The sequence below is a fragment of the Streptomyces sp. CBMA156 genome, from assembly GCF_014596515.1.
Taxonomy (GTDB): domain Bacteria; phylum Actinomycetota; class Actinomycetes; order Streptomycetales; family Streptomycetaceae; genus Kitasatospora.
Window position 1 is genome coordinate 1 of the sequence record NZ_MSJQ01000376.1, and the last position, 18,041, is coordinate 18,041.

Sequence of the window (18,041 nt, forward strand, 5' to 3'; positions counted from 1 at the left end):
CTCGGCGGCCAGCCGGGCGGCCAGCACCTCGCGGTCCCGCGCCCCGCCGAGGGCGGTGGCGAGCCAGCGCAGCTCGGCGGCCAGATCGTCGGTGGCGCCGGCGGTGAACAGCCGCCGGAAGGTCCGCAGGGCGCTGCGCAGCCGCCGGCAGGCGACCCTCATCCGGTGCACGGCGTCCGGCTCGTCGGCCCGGACGGCGTCGTCCAGCTCCGCCAGCACCACCGCCTGCGCCTCGATCCGGGCCAGCAGGACCTGCCCCACCGTGGTCTCGGGTTTCGCCATGTGCGCTCGCCCCCTCGTCGGGTCAGCGGGAACGCCTTCCAGGCTAGTGCGCGTACGGCCGCTGTCGACCCCACCGGAGATCCCGCCCGAGCCCCCACCGGAGACCTCACGGGAGACCTCTCGGGCCACTGAGGACACGTCAGCCGGACCAGGGACCTACGGGCCCTCGTGCGGATGTGAGCGCCATGGCATACTCCGGAGCGTGACGACCTCCTCCCCCTCGACCAGGGCCCTGCGGGCCGCGGTGTTCACCGCGCTCGCCGTGCCCATGGCCGCGTTGGGCCAGGTGGTCATCACGGGCCGCCCGCTGCCGCTGCCGCTGGTGGCCTCGGCGGGTGTCGTCGTCTTCCTGGTCGCGGCCGTGCTGGCCGGCGGGGAGCGGCGGTTGCTGCACATCTGCGGTGTGATGGTGCCGGTCGAGCTGCTGCTCAACACCATGTTCAACCTGGGCCAGACCGGCTGTGCGCCGGTGCTGACCGGCCAGGTGCCCGCCCGCGGCGTGAACCTGCTGGTCTGTGGCGGCGGTTCGGTGGACGGCTCGCTGCTGGGCCACGTCGGACAGTTGGCACCGGCGGCGACCCAGCTGCTGCTCCTGCTGGCGCACCTGGTGATCGCGCTGGCGGCCTCGGCCTGGCTGCGGCTGGGCGACGCGGCGCTGTCGGGCCTGGCCCGGGCGATGCGCACGCTGCGCGAGTCGCTGGCCGCCCCGCTGCACGCCCTGGTGGTCCTGCTGACCCCGGCTCCGGTCCGCCCGGTGCTGAGGGTGCCGCTGCCGGTGTCGGACCGCCCGCGGCCGCGCCGCGAGGACGTGCTGCTGAGCCCGGCACCCCGGCGTGGTCCGCCCGCCTTCGCGCCTGCCTGCTGATCGCCTTTCCCCCTCCGATCACCCCGTACCCGGCCGGACGGCCCCGGTGCGCCCGCAGGCAGTGCGCACGACTCCCGCGTTCACCCGACCCCGCCGCACCCCGTGCGGTTTCCCGCGCGCACCCGCGCGCCGCGTACAGGAGTTGACTTCCCCATGGCTCAGACCCCCAGCAAGCAGCAGGCCAAGCGCGTCAGTGCCCGTGAGCGGATCCAGGAGGCGCAGCGCCGCGAGCAGCAGGCCGGCAAGCGCCGTCAGCGGATCGTGGTGGCGGTCTCGGCCGTCGCCGTCCTGGCCCTCGCGGGCGGCGTCGCCGTCGCGATCAACTCGGCCTCGGACAAGGGCGACAAGGGCACCGCGGCCGCTTCGGCACCGTTCGTCGCGCCCGCCAACGCCTCCGGCCCGGACGGCACGGTGATCACCTACGGCAAGGCCGACGCCCCGCACACCATGGAGATCTACGAGGACTTCCGCTGCCCGATCTGCAAGCACTTCGAGGCGGCGAACAGCGAGACCGTCAAGAAGCTCACCGAGGACGGCCAGATCAAGGTGGAGTTCCACCTGGCGGCGTTCCTGGACAAGAACCTCGGCGGCAAGGGCTCGCGCACCGCGCTGGCCGCCGCCGGAGCCGCGCTGAACGAGGGCGTGGACCAGTTCAAGGCGTTCCACGACGTGCTGTACGCCAACCAGCCGGACGAGCGCGAGGACGCCTTCGGCGACGTCGACCACATCCTGGACCTGGCCGGCCAGGTGCCCGGGCTGAAGACGGACGCCTTCGTGAAGGCGGTGACCGACAAGACCTACGCCCCGTGGGCGGCCAAGGTCTCCGACGCGTTCAACGGCAGCGGCGTGACCGGCACCCCGACGGTCAAGGTGGACGGCAAGACGATCACCCTGTTCGCCGGCAACGCCGTGGTCCCGGCCGAGCAGTTCAGCGCGCAGGTGAAGCAGGCCGCCGGCCTCCAGTAGGCCGGAGCCCCGCACCGTACGGCACAACCCGGCCCGGCCGACCATCCGGCCGGGCCGGCTCCTCCCAGCCAGCCACCGGAGTGTGCTGCCATGACCGCCGCTACCACCGTGCACCTGTCCCGCTCCGAACCCGACGACGCCGGCCGGGCCCCGGTCGGCGCGAGCCGCGCCTACGCGTTCCTGCTGTTCCTCGGCGGGCTGGTCGGGCTGGCCGCCTCGGCCGTCCTGACCTTCGACAAGCTCCGCATCCTGGAGAACCCCTCCTACGTCCCCAGTTGCAACCTCAACCCGGTCATCAGCTGCGGCTCGGTGATGCGCACCGACCAGGCGGAGGTCTTCGGCTTCCCGAACCCGCTGCTCGGGCTGGCGGCCTTCGGCGCGCTGACCGCGATCGGCGCGGGGCTGCTCTCCGGTGCCGCGTACCGGCGCTGGTTCTGGCTGGGGCTGAACGCGGGCACCGCGCTGGGCGTGGTGTTCGTGCACTGGCTGGTCGACCAGGCGCTGTACGACATCGGTGCGCTGTGCCCGTACTGCATGGTGGTCTGGGCGACGGTGGTGGTGCTGTTCTGGTACACCACGCTGCACAACCTGCGCTCCGGCGTGATCCCGGTGGGCCCGCGGCTGGCGGTGGCCGTCCGGGAGGCGGCGCGGTACCACTGGGCGCTGCCGGTGCTGTGGGCGGCGGTGATCGCGCTGCTGGTGCTCAACCGGTTCTGGTACTACTGGAGCACCCTCCTCTGACCGTCCCTCACCCCACGTACCCGTGGGAGTGCAGCAGTGCGGCGGCGCCGGTCCGCCGGGCCTCCAGGGCCCCGGAGAGCCGGCGCGCCGCACCGGGCTGCAGCAGGACGGCGGCCTGCGCCGGGGTGAAGTACCCGTGGTCGGCGACCTCCTCGGGTTGCGCCCTGACCACCGCCCCGGGGGCGACCGTGCCTCCGTCGAACATGAACTGCACGGCGGGGTGGGCGTGTTCGCCCTGGTCGGGGATGGCTTCGCGCCACTCCACCACGAGCAGCCGCAGCGGCCCGACCGCCAGCCCGGTCTCCTCGTACAGCTCCCGGGCCGCGCACTCGGCGGGCCCCTCCCCCGGGTCCATCCCGCCGCCGGGGAACTGCCACTGGTCGCGGTAACTGGCCTTCAGCAGCAGGACCTTGCCCGCCGCGTCGGTGAGCAGCACGCTGCACCCGACGTAGGCGCGCACCATCCCGGCGAGCCACTCCTCCTCCGAGAGCGCCCAGGTGTCCGTCATCGTGCCCCTCCGCCGACCGCCGTCCTCGGGGACAATCTGCCGCGATCCCCGCCCGCCAAACGGCGGTTCACGCGCAGTCCACCCGAACGAGTGCCGACGGGGGCGGCTCGGGCCGGCTAGCCGAAGACGGCTTGCCGGAAGGCGTTGCGCAGCTCGGTGAGCTGCGCGACGCCCCGGTCGTAGTGCACCTTGTTGGTGAGCAGCAGGGCCCAGCGGCCGAGCCGCCGGGAGATCCAGAAGCCGGTGCCGGTGAAGCCGTAGTGGACGAAGGTGCCCTCGGCCGGATCGGTGCCGGGGGCGCAGAGCCAGGACAGGCCGCGGGCGGGGACGAGGCCGCCGGTCTGCTCGCGCAGCGACTCGTCGATCCACGCCCCGCCCCAGGGCAGTCCGGGCGGCGGGGCGAGCAGCGCGGTCAGGAAGCGGGCGAGGTCGCGGGCGGTGGAGAACGCCCCGGCGTTGCCGGAGACCCCGCCGAGCAGCCGGGCGGAGGGGTCGTGGACGACTCCGCGCAGGTGGGCGCCGGTCCGCTCGTCGTACTCGGTGGGCGCGGTGCGGGCGGCGAGCACGGTGCCGAGCGGGCCGTACCGGGTGTCGGCCATGCCGAGCGGCTCCCAGACCCAGCGCGCGGCGAGCTCGTCCAGCGGCGCGCCGGCGAGGTCCTCGACCAGGTAGGTCAGCAGCACGGCGGCCCGGTCGGTGTACTCGACGGCCGTACCCGGCGGGCGGTGCAGCGGGGCGGCGAGCACCCCGGCCCTGATCGCCGCGAGGTCCCGCCCGTAGAGCTGCTCGAACCGGGTGTACGGGAGCATTCCGGCGGTGTGGGCGAGGAGTTGACGGACCGTCACCTCTCCTGCGGGGTGCCCGGCGGCGGGCGGCCACCAGCGGCCGAGCGGCTCGTCCGGCGGCAGCCGCCCGGACTGCCACAGCACCCCGGCGCAGGGCCAGAGCGCGACGATCTTGGTGAGGCTGGCGAGGTCGTGGAGGGTGTCGGGCCCGGGCCGCAGCCGTGCGTACGGCCCCTGGCCGAGCAGGCCGTGGCTGCCGCCGCCGAGCGTGCCGCCGGCGTCGCCGACGGCCCAGACGGCACCCGCCCCGACGGTGCGCGCGCCCTCCCCGACCAGCCGGTCGACTCCGGACATGCCGAGCCCGTCGGTGCCGGACGCCGGTCGGCGATGACTCATCCCGTCCCCCCCTTCGAGGCGACGTGAGCCTTCCCCGCGCGGCCGCCGCTCAGACCGCCGGAGTCAGCTCCTTGCCGAGGCAGATGCTCTGCTCGTGGTCCTTGTAGATGCCGAACTTCCGGATCGCGGCGTAGCCCTCGGACTCGTACAGCGCGACGGCCTCGGGCTGCTCGGTGCCGGTCTCCAGGATGACGCGGGTCCGCCCGGCCTCGATCGCGCTCCGCTCCAGGCGGTGCAGCACCGCACGGGCCAGGCCGCGGCCGCGGGCGTCGGGGACCACGAACATCCGCTTCAGCTCGACGTCACCGTCGCGCAGGTCGTCCGGGCCGGCCTGCTTGGCCCGCCAGCCGCCGCAGGCGACCGGACGGCCGTCCAGGTAGACGATCATGAACAGGCCGGCCGGCGCCTCGAAGTCCTCGGGGTGCATGACGGTCTCGTCCGGGTCCCCGTAGCGGCGCACGTACTCCTGCTGCACCTCCGCCGAGAGGGCCTGGGCGTCGGGGTGGGCGTAGCCGGTGACGCGGAACTCGACGGTGCCGGTGTCCTGGGCGGTGCTGGTACTCATGGGGAAAGAGCCTACGGTCCCCGCTCAGCGGACCTCGAACCGGGCGACCAGCTCGTCCTTGCCGAACATCCGGGCGGTGTCCACGGCACTGGGGGTGCCCGCCCGCGGGTCGGCGCCGCCGGCCAGCAGCACGTCGAGCACGTCGGTGGCGCCCTTGAAGACGGCGCCGGCCAGCGGGGTCTGCCCGCGGTCGTTGGCGAGATCCGGGTCGGCGCCGTGCCGGAGCAGCTCCGCCACGGTGGCGGCGTGACCGTGGTAGGCGGCGAGCATGACCAGGGGGTCGCCGCGGTCGTTGGTGAGGTCGGCCGGGGCGCCGGCGTCCAGGTAGGCGCCCAGGGTGTCGGTCTCCCCCGCCCTGGCGGCGTCGAAGAGCTTCCCGGCGAGCGCGATCACCTCGGCGTCGGGGGCGTCGGCGGGCTGCTGGCTGGCGGCGTCGGTCATGGCGGGCGGCCTTTCCGGTCGGGTCTTCGGTCGGTTCCCGGGACGGCTCCCGGGACGGTGCTTCGGGCGGTGCTTCGAGACGGTCACGGGCTGCGCCAGGGCACGGTAGCGGCCGGTGCCGCGACGGGCCAGCGGGCTTCCGGAATCCGGATGACAGCCCGCCCCCGCCTCGACACACGACCACGTGCGTTGCGCAGCCATTCGAGCGAACTTCCCCGACCCCCCGGAAACTTCCCGCCCGCCGCCAGGGAATGCCTCGGCGCACGGAATCCCCGCGCCGCCCGGCCCCCGCACCGACCGGTTCCCCTACCGCCGTCCGGTCGCCGGAAGGGCATTGAACGGCAGAACCACCCATTTGCGCCGTTCCATCATCTATTACTTTTTGTCACGATTAGTGCACTTTCCGTAACACCCCTGCTGGTTCCCCTTCCGAGGAGCGGAACGTGATCCTCTCGATTTCCGGCATCGTCCTGTTCGGCACCATCGCCTTTCTCTTCTTCCGCCGGGACGGACTAAAGGTCTCCCACGCCATCGTCTGCGCCCTCCTGGGCTTCTACATCGCCGGCTCCTCGATCGCCCCGAGCATCACCGCGGGCGGCGCGAGCCTCGCCAGCCTGCTGAGCGGCATCAGGTTCTAGCCGGCCCCGGCCTCCCCGTATCCCCGTACCGGCCCGGGCGCGGATCCCACCGCCCCGGGCCCCGTCGCACCCCACCCGCGAACCCCACCCGTCCCGCCGCCCGGGGAGTCAAGGAATGCCGCTCCACCGCCACCTCAGCAGGGGCCGCGCGATCGCCCGGACCGCCGGGGACCACGCCTCCGACATGTTCACCCCGCTCTCCGTCATCGGCCGCGGCCTGCGCCACCACGCCGACTGGGCCAAGGAGCGCTGGCAGACCACCCCGAAGGAGCGCCGCGGCCCGACGCTCTTCCTGACCGCCGCCATGGGGATCGGCGTCTACCTGCTGCCGCACGGCCTGCTGTTCGCCCTGATCGCCCTGATGGCCAGCGCCGCCTGGACCGGCCGGGCCCCCAAGGCGGCGCCCGCGCCGCCCGCCCCGGACGTCGCCGACGTCAAGCTCGGTGCCCTCTACGCGGCGCTCACCCCGTACCTGTGCGGCCCCGAGGACGCCAACCCGCTGTACCACTTCGAGGGCGGCTACCGGAGCGCCTTCAGCGCCTGGGAGTTCGACGGCGAGGGCCGGCTCGCCCGGCTGGAACTGAGCTACCCCGCGTACTTCACCGACACCGAGCCCGCCTCCAGGGCCAGGATCGAGCAGGTGGTCCAGGGCAAGGCCGGCCGGGCCAGGGAGTTCCGCTTCGACTGGGACGAGGAGTCCAACCGGCTGCGGATCGCCGCGCTGACCCCGCTGCCCACCGACGTCGTCGCCCAGCGCTTCGTGGCCGCCCCCGGCGAGATCGTGCTGGGCTTCACCGACGAGGACGGCACCGCCAGGACCATCCCGGTCACCCAGGGCGGCACGACCGTCCAGCAGCCGCCGGTGGTCTGGCGCACCGGCCCGCGCTCCTCCGAGCCGCACCTGCTGGTGCTCGGCGTCACCGGCTACGGCACCTCCAGCCTGCTGCGCTCGATCGCGCTCCAGGCCCTCCCGTACGGCGACCTGGTGGTGGTCGACGGCGCGGGCACCGGGGAGCACGCCTGCCTGGTGAACCGGCCCGGCGTGCACACCGTGGAGACCAGCCTGCACGGCGCGCTGGCCGCCCTGGAGTGGGCCGCCGGGGAGACCGAGCGCCGGCTCGCCGCGCTCAACGCCGCCCGGCACGCCGGCACCGCCCCGCCCGAGGACGTCACCCGGCCGCTGTGGCTGCTGCTGGACCACCCCACCGAGCTGAGCGAGCTCGCCCAGGCCGAGGGCCGCCCGGACCCGCAGGACCTGCTGGAGCTCCCGCTGCGGCACGGCCGGGCCGCCCGGGTCACCGTGGTGGTCGCCGACGACGTCGAGGCCGGGGACCGGATCACCGCCACCGTCCGCGCCACCACCAGGGCCCGGGTGGTGCTCGGCCCGGCCGGCCCCGACGAGGGGCGCGCCGCGCTCGGGGCCGCGCTGGACATCGCGCCCGCCTCGCACGCCCCGGTCGGCCGCGGCTACGCCCGGATCGGCAACGGCGCCCCGGTCCGGCTCCAGGTGCCCTCCACCGTCGACCCGCTGGACGACGAGGCCCCGGACCGGCTGCGGGACGCGGTGATCGCCCTGCTGCCGCACCGGGACAGCCGCATCGAGGCCGCCGCCGTGCCGCCACGCCCGGAGCACCCGCCCACGCTCCCGGCGGCCGGGACGCCCGCGCCGGTCCGTCCGGTCGACCTGGTGAAGGGCGAGCCGATGGTCCGTTCCCGACCGATCTCCTGACCGCGGGCCCGGCCGGCCCTTCCGGGCCCGGATTTCCGGTCCCTGCGGGGGTCGGCGCCCACCGGCGAATCCCGTCCCGGTACGCTCGTCGCAGAAAGTCCACCCGATCACCAGATGTGAAATAGGTGACACCTGGGGTGATATCACCGGCCAGATGTGACAAATCGGGCGCAGGTGGGTACAAACAGGGGCGGCACTACAGACGACGCATGTCCCGGGACGGGAATCTTCGTCGGAAGCCGAGCGTTGACCGAACGACGAAGAACAGCGACCACTAGTCCTGTGGGCCATAAGCCCGGGAGGCACGATTCATGAGCGAGCGAGCTCTCCGCGGCACGCGACTCGGGGCCACTAGCTACGAGACCGACCGTGGTATCGATCTGGCTCCCCGCCAGACCGTCGAGTACGCATGTCAGAACGGACACCGTTTCGAGGTTCCTTTCTCGGTCGAGGCGGAGATCCCCTCGACCTGGGAATGCCGCTTCTGCGGCCAGGAAGCGGCCCTTCTCGACGGTGACGAGCCGGAGGAGAAGAAGACCAAGCCGACGCGCACCCATTGGGACATGCTGATGGAGCGCCGGACGCGCGAGGAGTTGGAGGAGGTGCTGGCCGAACGGCTGGCCGTGCTCCGCTCCGGCGGGATGAACCTCGCGGTGCACCCGCGGGACACCCGTAAGAGCGCCTGACCCGACCTCGCTCCCGCTCCGGCGGGAGGACGCGAAAAGGGACCCTGGTCACCAGGGTCCCTTTCGCGTTGTCCGGTGCGCGTCGCGTTGTCCGGTGAGCGCTGCCCCGGTTCCGCATCGGCCGGCTGCACGTCCGCCGCGCCTCGGACCGCCCGGTCCGGCGGGCGGTCCGGGCGGTCCACGGGAACGGGAGGGTCAGCCGGCGATCGGCGGACGGTGGGTGGTGTCCGGGCCCTGCGGACCCTGCGGGCCGGTCTCCGGGTCCACCACCTCGCCCTGGATCACCTTGCCGTCCGGACGGTGGATGCGCAGCTGCTCCTGGAGCCGCATCGCGTCCGCGAACGGGTCGGCGCCCGCGGTGGCGGCGGCGCCGCGCAGCGCCTTGTCCGCGGCCCGGCGCCCGGCCACCCGCCACAGCGCCCGGGTGGGCGGGAAGACCAGGGTCAGGGCCACCAGGTCCGACAGGAAGCCGGGGACGATCAGCAGCAGGCCGGCCAGCACGGTCATGCTGGTGCCGGTCTCCGGCTGCTCGGACTGCGGGTTCTTGCTCTGCTCGATCGCCGCCGACAGCGCCTTCAGCCCGGCCCGCTTGATCAGCGAGCCGCCGATCAGGACGCCCGCGACGAGCAGCAGCACGACGGTGAAGCCGCCCAGCCACGAGCCGACCTGGACCAGCAGCCAGATCTCCAGCACCAGCCACGCGGTGATCAGCAGTGGCAGCACCCGGCGGAGCCTGCTCCGCCGGGCCGGACGGGTGGGGGTAGCTTGCTGGGTCACGGTACGAATCCACTCCAAGCGGTGCTCTGCGCGCCGCACGGGAGGTCCGGGCCGGCTACGGCACCACCTGGTCCAACGATTCCCGGCCTGCCGGTGTTCCGGCGGAGGACTTCTTCCGGCGACCGATGAGCAGGGCCGCGCCGCAGGCCAGCAGGCCTCCGACGGCCAGCGTCCACTCCGGGGCGGCGCCGACCCGGTCGGCGACCGTGGTGCCGTCGCGCAGCGGTACGGTGGCCGACAGCTGGGCCGCGGTCAGCTCCTCGGTGCGCTGCTGGACGCTGCCGTCCGGGGCGATCACCGCGCTGATGCCGCTGGTGGCGGCGATCAGCACCGCCCGGCCGTGCTCGACGGCCCGCAGCCGGCTCATCGCGAGCTGCTGCTCGGGCTGGCCGGTCCTGGCGTAGGTCGCGTTGTTGGTCTGGACGACCAGGACCCGGGCGCCGCTGTCCACGGTGTCCCGGACGATCTCGTCGTACGCCACCTCGAAGCAGATCACGTCGCCGATCCGGGCCGGGCCGAGCTGCATGACGCCGTTGTGGTCCCCCGGGTAGAAGTCCCTGGCGACCCGCTGGAGCCGGGTGATCACCTGCATCAGCTGGGCGCGGAAGGGCACGTACTCGCCGAACGGGACGGGGTGCTGCTTGGTGTACGAGGCGCCCGGCCCGGTGACCGGGTCCCAGACGATGCCCTCGTTCTGGACGTGCTGCGCGTCCGGGCCGTCCACCAGGGTGCCGACCAGGGTGGGCACCCCGATCGCCTTCACGGCCTCGTCGATCCGCTGGTGGGCGAGCGGGTCGCTGAACGGGTCGAGGTCGGAGGAGTTCTCCGGCCAGATCACGATGTCGGGGCGCTGGACCTTGCCGGCCTCGATGTCGGCGGCGAGGCGCTCGGTGGCCGCGGCGTGGTTGTTGAGGACCATCATCGGGCGGCCCAGGAAGTCCATGCCCGGGTTGGGCACGTTGCCCTGGACGATGGCGACCTTGACGGTGTCGGCCGCGGCGGTGGGCACCGGGACGAGGTAGCCGGCCAGCAGCGCGGCCACCGCGCCGAGCGCCGCCAGCGCGGCCGCCTTCGGGGCCCTGCCGGGCCCGCGCAGGCGCAGCGCGGACCAGGCCAGCAGGGCGCCGGAGAGGGCGACCGCGAAGGTCACCAGCGGCGCGCCGCCGAGCGCGGCCAGCGGGGTGTACGGGGTGGCGGTGTTGGCGAAGGCGAGCCGGCCCCAGGGGAAGCCGCCGAGCGGCAGCCGGTCGCGGGCCCACTCCTGGGTGATCCACAGGCAGGCCGACCAGAGCGGCCAGCCGGGCAGCCTGGAGGTGACGGCCAGGGCACCGCCGAGCAGGGCCAGGAACAGCGCCTCCACGACGGACAGGCCGACCGTGGCGTCCCAGCCGACCACCCGCAGCCAGCTGAGCAGCATCAGGAAGAACGGCAGGCCGAAGGCGAAGCCCGTCCACAGGCCCTGCCGGAAGGTGCGGCCCCGGGTGAGCAGCGAGAGCGCGGCCACGCCGAGCAGCGACAGCGGCCACAGGTCGTACGGCGGGAAGGCGAGGGCGAGCAGCAGGCCGGCCAGGGCGGCGAGGCCGGTCCTGGGCAGTCCGGCGCGGACCTTGGCGAGCGCCCGGGCACCGCGGCCCGGTCCTGACACCGGCCCCTGGGGCTGCGGCACGGCCTCGGACCGTTCCTGGGTGACGGGAGTGGCCACCGGCGCACCATCTTCCTGGGGCTTGCTGTTCGGACGCTGTGCGAAGAAGGTACCCCGGAACGTCGGTGGCCCGTGAGGTCAGGGTGGTAGCCCGGTCAGCGCGGGGCGTAGCGGAACTCCCGCAGCGTCCAGTGACCGGTGAGCCAGTCGGAGACGGCCCGGTACAGCGGGGCGTCCAGGTGGGCGCGGTCGGCCCTGACCCAGGAGCTGACCGAGAGCACGGACGGGTCCTCGCGGTCCGGGTAGAGGTAGACGCAGCCGATCACCTCGTCGCGGTCCGGCTCCAGGACGGTGTAGGTGAAGCCGGTGCGGGCCTCGAAGTCGGCGGCGTGCCGGCGCAGGTCGTCGAGGTTCCGCTCCGGCGGCATGCCCTCGGCGGGCGGCCAGCCGCCGCCGGCCCAGCCGGGGGTGGCGCGGATGTGGGCGATGCTGCTCGTCCAGGCGGCGTGGTCGGAGGCGTTGTGCCGCTCGCCCAGGGGCTCCAGGCGGAACTCCGGGGCGAGCAGCTCGCGCGGGACGGTGAAGTCGGCGGGCACCGGTGCGGTCATGGTGGTCAACCTAGGGTGCGGCGGCCCGCCGTTCCACGGGATTTACCGCTGGTACACCGTGCGGCCGCGGACCACGGTGCGCAGGCAGGCCGGCAGCGGGTGGCCAGGGGTGAGGTCGGGCAGGCCGGGGGTGCCGGAGCGCGGGTCGGTGGACCAGCCGGCCACCCGGGAGTCGGGCGCCTGGACGACCAGTTCGCCGGCCGCCCAGATCGCGTAGCTGGCGACCGCGCCGGGCACCAGCACGCCATCCTGGTCCCGGCCGACGGCGCGCCAGCCGCCGCGGGTGTGGGCGGTGAAGGCGGCGCGCACCGAGATCCGGTGCTCCGGGGTGTGGTGGAAGGCGGCCGCGCGGACGGTGCCCCACGGGTCGAGCGGGGTGACCGGGGCGTCCGAGCCGAAGGCCAGCGGGACGCCGGCCCGCAGCAGCGCGGCGAAGGGGTTGAGGGCCGCCGCCCGCTCGGCGCCCAGGCGCTGGACGTACATGCCCTCGGGGCCGCCCCAGGCGGCGTCGAAGGCGGGCTGGACGGAGGCGGTGAGGCCGAGTTCGGCGAAGGCGGCGACGGTCTTGTCGTCCAGGGCCTCGGCGTGCTCGACGCGGTGGCGCAGGGCCCTGACCCGGTCGGCGCCGACCCTGGTGCCGGCCGCCCTGACGCCCTCGACGACCGCTGCCACGGCGGCGTCGCCGATGGCGTGGAACCCGGCCTGGAGCCCGGCCTCGGTGCAGGCGGCGACGTGGTCGGCGACCTGCCCGGCACTCAGGTAGGCGGTACCGGTGTGCCCGGCGTCGGCGTAGGAGGCGTGCAGGCAGGCGGTGTGCGAGCCGAGCGCGCCGTCCACGAAGAGGTCGCCGCCGGCGCCCACCGCGCCGAGCCTGCGGGCGGTCTCGACGCCCCCCAGCTCGCCCCAGTAGCCGAAGACCTCCGGACCCTCGCCCTCCGCGGCCAGGGCCAGCAGGGCGGTCAGGTCGGCCTCGGAGGAGATCTCCGGGCCGGCGCACTCGTGCACCGCGCCGATGCCGAGTTCGGCGGCGCGGGCCAGGGTGGCGCCCTGGGCGCGGCGGCGCTGCTCGGGGGTCAGGCGGGCCAGCGCGGTCTGCCGGACGGCGTGGTGGGCGTCCTTGGTGAGCGGGCCCCCGGGGTCGAATCCCGGCGCCTCGGCCAGGCCCTCGGTGAGGGTGCGCAGCGCGCTGGTGGCGAGCGCGGAGTGCACGTCGGTGCGGGAGAGGTAGAGCGCGGCGCCGCGGGCGGCCTCGTCGAGTTCGGCGAGCGTGGGCGGGCGGCCCTCGGGCCAGCCGGTCTCGTCCCAGCCGTGGCCGATCAGCACCCCGCCGGGCTCGGACCGGGCCTCGGCGAAGGCGGTGACGGCGGCCAGGGCGGCGGCCAGCGAGGGGCTGCCGGTGAGGTCGAGACCGGTGAGCGCCAGGCCGGTGGCGGTGGCGTGCACGTGGGCGTCCACGAAGGCCGGGGTGACCAGGGCGCCGTCCAGCTCGACGATCTCGTCGGCGGTCGCGGCGTACGCCTCGGCGGCGCCGTCGCTGCCGACCCAGGCGACGTGCCCGCCCTCCACGAGCATCGCGGTGGCGAAGGGGTCGGCGGGGCTGTACACGGCGCCGCCGCGCAGCAGGACGGTTCGTGGGCCCTTCCCGTCCGAGGGCGGGCAGGAAGGGAGGGTGCGTTCGGTCATGCGGCCAAGTCTGCACCCCGCCGGTTCGCGCTCAGAGCTTCGGGGGTCTCGCCTCGTACGGGGTGGACAGGACGACGGTGGTGCGGGTGGAGACGCCGGCGGCGCTGCGGATCCGGGCGAGCAGGTCCTCCAGGTCGCCGGGGGCGCCGACGCGGACCTTGAGGATGTAGTTCTCGTCGCCGGCGACGCTGTGGCAGGCCTCGATCTCGGGCAGGCCCGCCAGGCGCTCCGGGGTGTCGTCCGGGGCGCTCGGGTCGAAGGGTTTGACCGAGATGAACGCGGTCAGCGCCAGGTCGACGGCGTCGGGGTCGATGATCGCGGTGTAGCCGCGGATCACCCCGCGCTGTTCGAGGCGGCGCACCCGCTGGTGCACCGCCGAGGTGGACAGGCCGGTGGCCTTGCCCAGGTCCGTGTAGCTCATCCGGCCGTCTTCGAGGAGCAGCTGGACGATGCGTTGGTCGAGATCCTCCACAGTGCGCAAACCTACCCGGTCGGGAGCACGGGGGGCGCACGAGGTGGCACGGAGCGGTTTCCCAGGTGCCAGACGGCATGTGCCGGGAGAATGTGGCAACCGGTGTGGCCAAGGACACACCCGGTGCATCACGGTGCGCAGAAGCGCAGGATTATGAGTCCGGATCACAGGGAAGTGCTGGTTGTGGCCCTGGACGACCACGCCGGGCCCGATCCTAGGGGGATCCTCATGCCTGCTACCGACCAGCGCGTGCTGGGCGCCGACGAGACCGACGATATGACCGACCGCGAGGACCTCGCGGTCGACCACATGCCGGGCACCGACCCCGGCGAGGCGGACACCTGGGACATCTTCCGGGTCCACTGCCCCGAGTGCCGTCGCCCGATCGCCCTGGTGGCGGACGAGGAACGGCTGCCGCTGCACGCACTGCTGCCGACCGCCTGGAACCCCTTCGCCCCCGCGATCTGCCCGGGTTCGGGCACGCCCACGGACGACCTGGCCGAGGCCGAGGATTCGGAGGACGCCGAACCGGTCCTGTTCGACGCGCTGTTCAAGCTCCCGAGCGGGCTGGACTGGCGCACCCAGCCGTTCTCGCACGCCGTCGCGCACCGCCCGGTGCGGCTCGCCGCGGTCGGCCAGGCCGCTCCGGTCGGGCCGGCCGGCCCGACCGTCACGGCCCTGCGGGGCGCCATCCCGGAGCAGCGCCGCCGTCGTCCGGCGCTGACCACCCGTACCACCCGTACCGCCAAGGCGAGTTGACCCGTCATCGGAAATGCCTCCGGCCGTCACTCCGCACCCTGGAGTGACGGCCGGAGGCCGTGTGGGGGAAGGCCTCAGGCCTTCGTGAGGTGCCGGCCGATCACCAGGCGCTGGATCTGGTTGGTGCCCTCGACGATCTGGAGCACCTTGGCCTCGCGCATGTAGCGCTCGGCCGGGAAGTCCTGGGTGTAGCCGTAGCCGCCGAGCACCTGGACGGCGTCGGTGGTCACCCGCATCGCCGCGTCGGTGCAGAACAGCTTGGCCATCGCCGCCTCCTTGGAGAACGGCCGGCCGGCGTCCCGCAGCCGGGCGGCGGACAGGTAGAGCGCCCGGCCGGCCTCGATCTGGGTGGCCATGTCGGCGAGCATGAAGGACAGGCCCTGGAAGTCGGCGATCGGGCGGCCGAACTGGCGCCTGGTGCGGGCGTAGTCGACCGCGAGGTCGAGCGCGGCCTGGGCGACGCCGACCGCGCAGGCGGCGATGCCGAGGCGGCCGGAGTCCAGGGCGGCGAGCGCGATCTGGAAGCCCTGCCCCTCCTCGCCGACCAGCCGCTCCCTGGGGACCCGGGCGCCGTCGAAGTGGAGCTGCGCGGTCGGCGAGGACCGCATGCCCATCTTGTGCTCGGGCGGGGCCGCGGACAGGCCCTGCTGGGTGCCGGGGACGAGCAGACAGCTGATGCCCTTGGCGCCCTCGGCGCCGGTGCGCACCAGGGCGCTGTAGAAGTCGGCCCGGCCGCCGTGGGTAATCCAGGCCTTGGTGCCGTTCACCACGTACGCCTCGCCGTCGAGGTCGGCGCGGGTGCGCAGCGCGGCCGCGTCGGAGCCGGACTGGGGCTCGGAGAGGCAGTAGGCGCCGAGCTGCTCGCCGGAGAGCATGCCGGGCAGCCAGGCGTCGCGCTGCTCGTCGGTGCCGAAGGTGGCCAGCGCGTGGCAGGACAGGGTGTGCACGCTGACGCCGAGGCCGATGGCCAGCCAGCCGGCCGCGAGCTCCTCCAGCACCTGGAGGTACACCTCGTAGGGCTGCTCGCCCCCGCCGTGCTTCTCGCCGTACGGGAGGGAGAGCAGGCCGGCCTCGCCGAGGGTGCGGAAAACCTCCCGCGGGAAGCGTCCGGCGGCCTCGTCCTCCGCCGCGCGCGGCTGGATCTCGCGCTGGACCAGGTCCCGGGTGAGGCTCAGCAGCTCGCGGGCCTCCTCGCTGGGCAGCTGGCGCTCCACGGCTTTCACAGGGGAGGGGGTCATGGCGGTGGTCGCCTCCTCGATCGGGCGCCGGGCCGAGGTGTCGGCCGGTCCGGCGGGGGTGTGGCAGTCGGACCGACCGGCACCGGGTTGCGGTGAACGGCCGTTCACAGTCGTGGCGAAGGCGAGTATGCCCGAAACCCGCGCCGCCGTCACGACCAGCACATTTGAACTGTCCGCAGTGGCGGGATACGGCACCGTAGGGTTGACGTTGTGGCTGCATCCGAACTTCTCCCGCCCCCGCTCCGGTCCGCTCGCGACGACCGGCTGACCGCGCTCGCGGCGGAGCTGCGCGCGCTGCCGCCGTCCTGCGGGCCGGTGCGGCTGGTCGCGGTGGACGGGCACGCGGGCTCGGGCAAGACCACCTTCGCCGGACGGCTGGCGGCGGCGCTCGGCGGGGCCCCGGTGGTCCACCTCGACGACCTGGCCACCCACGAGGAGTTGTTCGAGTGGACCGGACGGCTGCGCGAACAGGTGCTGGAGCCGCTGGCAGCCGGCCGGGACGCCGAGTACCGGGTGTACGACTGGACGCTGCGCCGTTTCGCGGGCACGGCCCGGGTGCCGGCCGCCCCGGTGGTGCTGGTGGAGGGGGTGGGCGCGGGACGGCGGGCGGTGCGTCCGCGGCTGGCGCGGGTGATCTGGATGGAGCTGGAGGCGGCCGCGGCCCGGCGGCGCGGCGAGCAGCGGGACGGTCCGGAACTGGCCGGGTTCTGGGCGGGTTGGGCCCGGGCCGAATCGGCGCATTTCGCCGTCGATCCGAGCCGTCCGTACGCCGCGACGAGGGTCGACGGGGTGACCGGCCGGATCGTGCCGGGCACCGTGGGTGAAACTTCAACCATCGCCTTGACCTGCGACATCACCGGGACCTAGGTTCGTCCCAGCCGCCGGAACACCTGCTTCCGGCCGCCCGGACCCGGCGCCCCCGGCTTGTTCCCCCGTGAGCCGGGGACGCCGTCCGGTCCCCTTCCGAAAGTCGCTCCCCCGCCGCCGGTTTCCCCGCCCGGCCGCTCAACGACCGCTCGCGCGATCACATTTGACTCGGTGCCACACCCTTCCGGATCAGCCCCGCGCCGGTACGATTCCTGGCAGGCGCAGACGCGCCACAGGGGGTCGACGACCACCGGCCGGGCTGGGCGCAGGCGACTCGCCGGCCGAGCCCCGGGCCGCACCGCGGGGGGCGTGAGTGACGACGGTGGACAGTTCCGACAGCACGGCGGGCGGGCCGGACCGGCTCGCCGACCGTGCCTGGCTGCGCGCCATGGACGCCTACACGGCCGGCGCGTACGCCCGGGCCGAGGAGGAGTTCCGGGCCGCCGTCCGGCTGGACCCGGGGATGGCCGACGCCTGGCTCGGCCTGCACGCGCTGCGCAGCGACACCTCGGCCGCGCTGCTGGCCATGTACCGCAACCAGAAGCGGTTCGGCGAGCAGCGGCGGCTGCACCGACGGCCGCTCAGCTCCTGGTACTGGCTGGGCTGGTGGGTGCAGCCCGTGCTGGAGGACGCCCGCGACCTCGCGCTCGCGCACGCCTCGCACTGGCTGGACGGCCGCCATCTGGCCGAGCTGGACCGGGCGTTGGAGCAGTGCCCGGCGCCCGGCGAGGACCCCGCCGCCCGCTTCCTGTACGCCTGCCGCTCCTACCTGCTCAAGGACTGGGAACAGCTGATCCGGGACACCGACCGGCTGCTGGACGACCCGCTGCTCGGCATCGAGGCCGGGCTGTTCGCCGGCATGGCACGGGTGCGCCTCGACATGTGCGCCCAGGCGCAGGTGCCGCTGGCCGCCTCGCTGGCCCGCTGCCGCTCCGAGCAGCCGCAGCGCAAGGAGCTGCGGTACTGGCTGGCGCGGGCGTACGACGGCGCCGGGCGCAGCGCGGCGGCGCTCCCGCTCTACCGGGCGGTGCACCGGGCGGACCCGGCGTTCATGGACACCGCGGCCCGGCTGGCGGCCATCTCGGCCGAGGACGGGCTCGCGGACGGGCTCACCGACGCGTTGCCGGACGGCACCGCGCTCGGCGGGCGCCCGGGCGGGACGGACGCACCGGGCGGACCCGGCGTCGACTCCGGGTACCCGGAGGACGCCGGGTTCGCCGGACTGCCGGGGTACGGCGAGGAGTTCGGGGACATCGGCGGGCCCGGCGGCGCGACCGTCCCCGGCGACGAGGTGTCGAACGGTGCGCCGGCCGGCGGGGTGCCGTCGGGCGGCGGGCCCTCGGTGGACGCCGGGCTGGTGGACGGCCCCCCGGCGGGCGGCGCCCTGACCGAC

Annotated in this window: 19 protein-coding genes and 1 pseudogene; 9 read left to right on the plus strand and 11 right to left on the minus strand. The window is 74.4% G+C overall.

Going from position 1 to position 18,041, the window contains the following annotated elements; translation table 11 throughout:
* Window positions 1–282, minus strand: a 282-nt coding sequence (locus tag BU198_RS32835; RefSeq protein WP_188300495.1) for a CHAD domain-containing protein, incomplete at its 3' end; no start/stop codon positions are given.
* 202 nt (window positions 283–484) lie between these two features.
* On the opposite strand from BU198_RS32835, the gene BU198_RS32840 reads away from it, so the two are divergent.
* The 3 genes from BU198_RS32840 to BU198_RS32850 all read left to right on the plus strand — a co-directional run bounded on the left by BU198_RS32840 (window position 485) and on the right by BU198_RS32850 (window position 2,854).
* Window positions 485–1,147 (plus strand): hypothetical protein, encoded by a 663-nt coding sequence (locus tag BU198_RS32840; RefSeq protein WP_188300496.1) that lies wholly within the window; start codon window positions 485–487, stop codon window positions 1,145–1,147.
* A 153-nt stretch (window positions 1,148–1,300) separates the two neighbouring features.
* On the plus strand, window positions 1,301–2,113 hold the full coding sequence (locus tag BU198_RS32845) for a thioredoxin domain-containing protein (protein WP_188300497.1): 813 nt from the start codon (window positions 1,301–1,303) through the stop codon (window positions 2,111–2,113).
* Window positions 2,114–2,203: 90 nt separating this feature from the next.
* A complete protein-coding gene (locus BU198_RS32850) occupies window positions 2,204–2,854 on the plus strand; it encodes a vitamin K epoxide reductase family protein (RefSeq protein ID WP_188300498.1) in 651 nt (216 codons plus the stop codon).
* A 7-nt stretch (window positions 2,855–2,861) separates the two neighbouring features.
* Here BU198_RS32850 and BU198_RS32855 read toward each other — a convergent pair whose 3' ends face one another.
* From BU198_RS32855 to BU198_RS32870, 4 genes are all read right to left on the minus strand, one after another.
* Window positions 2,862–3,362, minus strand: a complete 501-nt coding sequence (locus BU198_RS32855) for an NUDIX domain-containing protein (protein WP_188300499.1) — start codon at window positions 3,360–3,362, stop codon at window positions 2,862–2,864.
* Window positions 3,363–3,478: 116 nt separating this feature from the next.
* Window positions 3,479–4,543: a serine hydrolase domain-containing protein gene (locus BU198_RS32860; RefSeq protein ID WP_223245288.1), complete on the minus strand. Its 1,065-nt coding sequence runs from the start codon at window positions 4,541–4,543 to the stop codon at window positions 3,479–3,481.
* Window positions 4,544–4,592: 49 nt separating this feature from the next.
* Window positions 4,593–5,108 carry a GNAT family N-acetyltransferase gene (locus BU198_RS32865; RefSeq protein WP_188300500.1) on the minus strand — a complete coding sequence of 172 codons (516 nt, stop codon included), beginning with the start codon at window positions 5,106–5,108 and terminating at the stop codon, window positions 4,593–4,595.
* A gap of 24 nt (window positions 5,109–5,132) precedes the next feature.
* Complete coding sequence (locus BU198_RS32870) at window positions 5,133–5,549, minus strand: ankyrin repeat domain-containing protein (RefSeq protein WP_188300501.1); 417 nt, start codon at window positions 5,547–5,549, stop codon at window positions 5,133–5,135.
* A gap of 443 nt (window positions 5,550–5,992) precedes the next feature.
* Here BU198_RS32870 and BU198_RS32875 point away from each other — a divergent pair, with 443 nt between their 5' ends.
* The 3 genes from BU198_RS32875 to BU198_RS32885 all read left to right on the plus strand — a co-directional run bounded on the left by BU198_RS32875 (window position 5,993) and on the right by BU198_RS32885 (window position 8,602).
* Window positions 5,993–6,187, plus strand: a complete 195-nt coding sequence (locus BU198_RS32875; RefSeq protein ID WP_188300502.1) for a hypothetical protein — start codon at window positions 5,993–5,995, stop codon at window positions 6,185–6,187.
* A 115-nt stretch (window positions 6,188–6,302) separates the two neighbouring features.
* Window positions 6,303–7,916 (plus strand): hypothetical protein, encoded by a 1,614-nt coding sequence (locus BU198_RS32880; RefSeq protein WP_188300503.1) that lies wholly within the window; start codon window positions 6,303–6,305, stop codon window positions 7,914–7,916.
* Window positions 7,917–8,227: 311 nt separating this feature from the next.
* Window positions 8,228–8,602 (plus strand): RNA polymerase-binding protein RbpA, encoded by a 375-nt coding sequence (locus BU198_RS32885; RefSeq protein WP_188300504.1) that lies wholly within the window; start codon window positions 8,228–8,230, stop codon window positions 8,600–8,602.
* Between the two features lie 195 nt (window positions 8,603–8,797).
* On the opposite strand, the gene fxsA is transcribed toward BU198_RS32885, so the two are convergent.
* The 5 genes from fxsA to BU198_RS32910 all read right to left on the minus strand — a co-directional run bounded on the left by fxsA (window position 8,798) and on the right by BU198_RS32910 (window position 13,784).
* Complete coding sequence (gene fxsA, locus BU198_RS32890) at window positions 8,798–9,379, minus strand: FxsA family membrane protein (RefSeq protein ID WP_188300505.1); 582 nt, start codon at window positions 9,377–9,379, stop codon at window positions 8,798–8,800.
* Between the two features lie 55 nt (window positions 9,380–9,434).
* The gene (gene lnt, locus BU198_RS32895; RefSeq protein ID WP_188300506.1) at window positions 9,435–11,081 is read right to left on the minus strand and encodes an apolipoprotein N-acyltransferase; all 1,647 of its coding nucleotides are present in this window, start codon (window positions 11,079–11,081) and stop codon (window positions 9,435–9,437) included.
* 95 nt (window positions 11,082–11,176) lie between these two features.
* On the minus strand, window positions 11,177–11,629 hold the full coding sequence (locus BU198_RS32900; RefSeq protein WP_188300507.1) for an N-acetyltransferase: 453 nt from the start codon (window positions 11,627–11,629) through the stop codon (window positions 11,177–11,179).
* Between the two features lie 42 nt (window positions 11,630–11,671).
* The gene (locus tag BU198_RS32905) at window positions 11,672–13,312 is read right to left on the minus strand and encodes an amidohydrolase (protein WP_188300508.1); all 1,641 of its coding nucleotides are present in this window, start codon (window positions 13,310–13,312) and stop codon (window positions 11,672–11,674) included.
* A gap of 31 nt (window positions 13,313–13,343) precedes the next feature.
* Window positions 13,344–13,784 carry an Lrp/AsnC family transcriptional regulator gene (locus BU198_RS32910; RefSeq protein ID WP_045694655.1) on the minus strand — a complete coding sequence of 147 codons (441 nt, stop codon included), beginning with the start codon at window positions 13,782–13,784 and terminating at the stop codon, window positions 13,344–13,346.
* Between the two features lie 228 nt (window positions 13,785–14,012).
* Between BU198_RS32910 and BU198_RS32915 the strand changes: the two genes are divergently transcribed.
* Window positions 14,013–14,543, plus strand: a complete 531-nt coding sequence (locus BU198_RS32915) for a hypothetical protein (protein WP_188300509.1) — start codon at window positions 14,013–14,015, stop codon at window positions 14,541–14,543.
* Between the two features lie 74 nt (window positions 14,544–14,617).
* Here BU198_RS32915 and BU198_RS32920 read toward each other — a convergent pair whose 3' ends face one another.
* Window positions 14,618–15,781 (minus strand): acyl-CoA dehydrogenase family protein, encoded by a 1,164-nt coding sequence (locus BU198_RS32920; RefSeq protein ID WP_188300510.1) that lies wholly within the window; start codon window positions 15,779–15,781, stop codon window positions 14,618–14,620.
* 210 nt (window positions 15,782–15,991) lie between these two features.
* On the opposite strand from BU198_RS32920, the gene BU198_RS32925 reads away from it, so the two are divergent.
* Both BU198_RS32925 and BU198_RS32930 read left to right on the plus strand, forming a co-directional pair.
* Window positions 15,992–16,648 carry a uridine kinase gene (locus BU198_RS32925; RefSeq protein ID WP_411293262.1) on the plus strand — a complete coding sequence of 219 codons (657 nt, stop codon included), beginning with the start codon at window positions 15,992–15,994 and terminating at the stop codon, window positions 16,646–16,648.
* 388 nt (window positions 16,649–17,036) lie between these two features.
* Window positions 17,037–18,041, plus strand: a pseudogene (locus BU198_RS32930) (CbxX/CfqX); the annotation flags it as partial.

What these genes read in the sequence shown, in the direction of transcription:
- BU198_RS32845 (WP_188300497.1), top strand. Translation starts at nt 1,301, where the DNA reads ATGGCTCAGACCCCCAGCAAGCAGCAGGCCAAGCGCGTCAGTGCCCGT.
- BU198_RS32850 (WP_188300498.1), top strand. Translation starts at nt 2,204, where the DNA reads ATGACCGCCGCTACCACCGTGCACCTGTCCCGCTCCGAACCCGACGAC.
- BU198_RS32855 (WP_188300499.1), bottom strand. Translation starts at nt 3,362, where the DNA reads ATGACGGACACCTGGGCGCTCTCGGAGGAGGAGTGGCTCGCCGGGATG.
- BU198_RS32860 (WP_223245288.1), bottom strand. Translation starts at nt 4,543, where the DNA reads ATGAGTCATCGCCGACCGGCGTCCGGCACCGACGGGCTCGGCATGTCC.
- BU198_RS32865 (WP_188300500.1), bottom strand. Translation starts at nt 5,108, where the DNA reads ATGAGTACCAGCACCGCCCAGGACACCGGCACCGTCGAGTTCCGCGTC.
- BU198_RS32870 (WP_188300501.1), bottom strand. Translation starts at nt 5,549, where the DNA reads ATGACCGACGCCGCCAGCCAGCAGCCCGCCGACGCCCCCGACGCCGAG.
- BU198_RS32880 (WP_188300503.1), top strand. Translation starts at nt 6,303, where the DNA reads ATGCCGCTCCACCGCCACCTCAGCAGGGGCCGCGCGATCGCCCGGACC.
- BU198_RS32885 (WP_188300504.1), top strand. Translation starts at nt 8,228, where the DNA reads ATGAGCGAGCGAGCTCTCCGCGGCACGCGACTCGGGGCCACTAGCTAC.
- BU198_RS32900 (WP_188300507.1), bottom strand. Translation starts at nt 11,629, where the DNA reads ATGACCGCACCGGTGCCCGCCGACTTCACCGTCCCGCGCGAGCTGCTC.
- BU198_RS32905 (WP_188300508.1), bottom strand. Translation starts at nt 13,312, where the DNA reads ATGACCGAACGCACCCTCCCTTCCTGCCCGCCCTCGGACGGGAAGGGC.
- BU198_RS32915 (WP_188300509.1), top strand. Translation starts at nt 14,013, where the DNA reads ATGCCTGCTACCGACCAGCGCGTGCTGGGCGCCGACGAGACCGACGAT.
- BU198_RS32920 (WP_188300510.1), bottom strand. Translation starts at nt 15,781, where the DNA reads ATGACCCCCTCCCCTGTGAAAGCCGTGGAGCGCCAGCTGCCCAGCGAG.